This is a genomic window from Aquabacterium sp. UBA2148 (genome assembly GCF_002328915.1).
In the GTDB taxonomy this organism is placed as follows: domain Bacteria; phylum Pseudomonadota; class Gammaproteobacteria; order Burkholderiales; family Burkholderiaceae_C; genus Aquabacterium; species Aquabacterium parvum.
The window spans coordinates 9106-11927 of sequence record NZ_DCXA01000185.1 but is presented as its reverse complement, the minus strand read 5'-3'; the positions used below and the strand labels follow the sequence as shown (position 1 = coordinate 11927).

Annotated in this window: 3 protein-coding genes; 2 read left to right on the top strand and 1 reads right to left on the bottom strand. The window is 66.8% G+C overall.

Translation table 11 applies throughout. The annotated features are described in order from the left end of the window. The coding region (locus B2W70_RS10485; protein WP_286745524.1) for an ArsC/Spx/MgsR family protein at positions 1-334 on the top strand (334 nt) is incomplete at its 5' end. A gap of 6 nt (positions 335-340) precedes the next feature. Here the strand turns inward: B2W70_RS10485 and B2W70_RS10480 are convergent. Continuing rightward, positions 341-1555 (bottom strand): HD-GYP domain-containing protein, encoded by a 1215-nt coding sequence (locus B2W70_RS10480; RefSeq protein ID WP_058087115.1) that lies wholly within the window; start codon positions 1553-1555, stop codon positions 341-343. A 339-nt stretch (positions 1556-1894) separates the two neighbouring features. On the opposite strand from B2W70_RS10480, the gene B2W70_RS10475 reads away from it, so the two are divergent. Further along, positions 1895-2822 (top strand): sigma 54-interacting transcriptional regulator (locus B2W70_RS10475; RefSeq protein WP_286745522.1); only part of this gene is annotated, 928 nt, incomplete at its 3' end.

The window sequence follows — 2822 nt, the reverse complement described above, 5'->3', positions numbered from 1 at the left end:
GGTCGCCTACCTGGAGACCCCACCGTCGCGAGAACAGCTCGTGCAGTTGATCGCGGCCAGTGGCCTGTCGGTGCGAGACGTGATGCGCTCGAAAGAAGCGCTGTGCAGCGAGCTCGGTTTGAACGATGCGGCGCGCACCGACGCCGAGCTGATCGACGCGATGCTGGCCCACCCGGCGCTCATCAACCGCCCGATCGTGGTGACCGAGCTGGGCACCCGCCTGTGTCGGCCGTCGGAGCTGGTGCTCGACATCTTGCCGGCGCCCCAGCAGGGGCCCTTCACCAAGGAAGACGGCGAGGTGGTGATCGACGCGCAGGGTCAGCGTGTGCGCTGAGGTGTTTCAGGCTGCTTGGGGCGCCAGGCTGTTGCCAACCACGCTCCACAGCTTGTCAAGCTCTTCGCTCTCGTGAGGCAGCCAGCTTTCGTCCAGCCAGCAGGACACGCGGCGCAGCGACTGCACCCGAAAGCGCAACTCCTGGTGGGCCAGGTGCAACTCGTGCAAGTGCTCGCCCGCCAGGTGACGGGGGGCCCACAGCCCCAGCGCGTCGCACGAGCGCAGCAGCTGCTCGAGGATGGGCGAGACCATGCGGGCCGTGCCGCTGACCTTGGGTGACGCGGAGCTGGCGGCCAGCACCCACGACTCCCTCAGTGCAGCTTGGAGCCCGTTCTTGAGTTCCTGGGCGGCGTCCCAAACGACCTGCCCATCCGGGCAAGGGGTGATGCGCCCTTGGCCCTGGTGGCGCCGCGCAGCCTGGCTGGCAAACGACACGGCGGAGCCGTCGAACTCCCCCGGCACCAGGCGCACCGCCAACGCGGCGTGTTCCCAGGCGTCGGGCTGCTCCGAGCCCAGCACCCCCATGAAGGTTTCGACCGCGCTCAGGCGCGCACCCAGCCAAGACAGGTAGCGCACCCGGGCCGGGTAGCCCAGGCCGTTGCCTCGTTCGTGGTGTTCGCCCACGGCCCGACAGAGTTCCTTGGGGTAGTCCGTCTGGCGTTGCAGGAGCATCTCGCCCACGCGCGGGTGCACGCAGATGCTGCGCCAGGCTTCCGGCCCCAGCGGCAGGTCGTCTCGAAGGTAATCGGGCTGGATGTAGAGCTCGCCAATGTCGTGCAGCAGCCCGCCCAGCATGCTCAGGCGCTGCTGGTAGCGGTCGCCACCGGCGTGCAGCGCCAGGGCCCCAGCCAGCAGCATCGACTGGATCGCGTGCTCGTAGGCCTGTGGGCTGCTGCCGCGCGCAGCGGTCAACAGCAGTTGCGCCACCGGGTGCAGGGGCAACCGGGGGATGTCGCTGAGCAAGTCGCTGGCCCACGGGCTGATCGCGCTGTGCAGCAGCGTCAGGGTGTCCACCAGTCGGCGGGCCATTTCGACCATTTCGCCATGGGTGACCCCGTCTTCTGCCCGCAGGCAGGATTCCAGGGGTTGACTGAGCTTTCGCTCAAGCAGCCTCTGTTGCAAGGCCCGTGAAACGGGCTGGCCCTTGGCCCAAAGCTTGGTGCCGTTTTCGTCCAGGATGTCCTCCTGGGCGACGATGTGACACGATTCACTGGCCTTCATGATGGACGCCAGTGCATGGGGGTTCGTGACCCCTTGAGTCTGTGCCGTTGCCTGCATGTTTCGACAGTCACCTGTTCGACAGCGCGAATTCCCCGAGCAGATGCCTTGTTGTGTGTGGCCGTCGCTGGCGTGACGTTCGCGCTGACACGTCACGGGCTTCGGCCTGGCCTTGACACCTTTACTGCAACCGTCGTGCCAGGTCGGATTTGCCCCGCATCAGCCTCGTATCGAGCCTTTTCAAGCCTTTCTGGGTGTTTTTTGTGGACGAATTCGTCCGCTATTCACCCGCAGGGTGGACGAAATGGGTAGGATGTCACCTCTTGTCATTTGAAGTACCCCATGCGCGACATCCCCGCAGGCCTGCCAGCGATCGAACCCCGGGTGGTCGGGCGCGCGCCCGCCTTCCTGCACCTGTTGCGCTTGCTGGACCGGGTGGCTCACACCGACCGTGCGGTGCTCATCTCAGGGCCGACCGGGTCGGGCAAGGAGGTGATGGCGCAGCTCATCCACCACCGCAGCCGAGATCCGCTGGCGCCTTTCCTGGACATCAACTGCGGCGCTTTGCCCGAGCACCTGGCCGAGGCCGAGTTGTTCGGCTACGCCAAGGGCGCTTTCACCGGTGCCGTGGCCAACCACCCCGGCTTTTTCGAGCGCGTGGGCACGGGCACCTTGTTCCTGGACGAAATCGGCGAGTTGCCCCTGTCCCTGCAGCCCAAGCTGCTTCGGGTGCTGGAGACGCGCTCTTTCCGCCCCGTGGGCTCGACCGAAGTCCGCCGCTTCATGGGCCGGGTGGTGGCAGCCTCCCACCGCGACCTCGAAGCCTTGGTGCGCACCGGCCACTTCCGCGAAGACCTTTACTACCGCCTGGCGGTGTTCGTGCTCGACGTGCCGGGCCTGGATCAGCGCCGCGAGGACATCCCCGAGCTGGCGACACATTTCGCCTCGCTGCAACCCCGCCCGATCACCTTCAGCGAGGCCGCGCTGCAGCGTCTGCAGCACCACGCCTGGCCGGGCAACATCCGCCAGCTGCGCAGCGTGGTCGATCGCCTGGGCGTGCTGTCCGAGAAATCGCACATCACCGCCGAGGAGCTGGCTGACTTCCTGAACCCGCAGGCGATCACCGAACAAGTCGACCCGGTTTCGCTGGCCGATGCCCTGCTGACCCTGCCGGGTGAAGACAAGCTCGCTGCGGCAGAGCAGTTGCTCATCGACCGCGCCATGCAGCTCAGCGAGGACAACAAGTCGGCAGCGGCCCGCCTGCTGGGTG

What these genes read in the sequence shown, in the direction of transcription:
- B2W70_RS10480 (WP_058087115.1), bottom strand. Translation starts at nt 1,555, where the DNA reads ATGAAGGCCAGTGAATCGTGTCACATCGTCGCCCAGGAGGACATCCTG.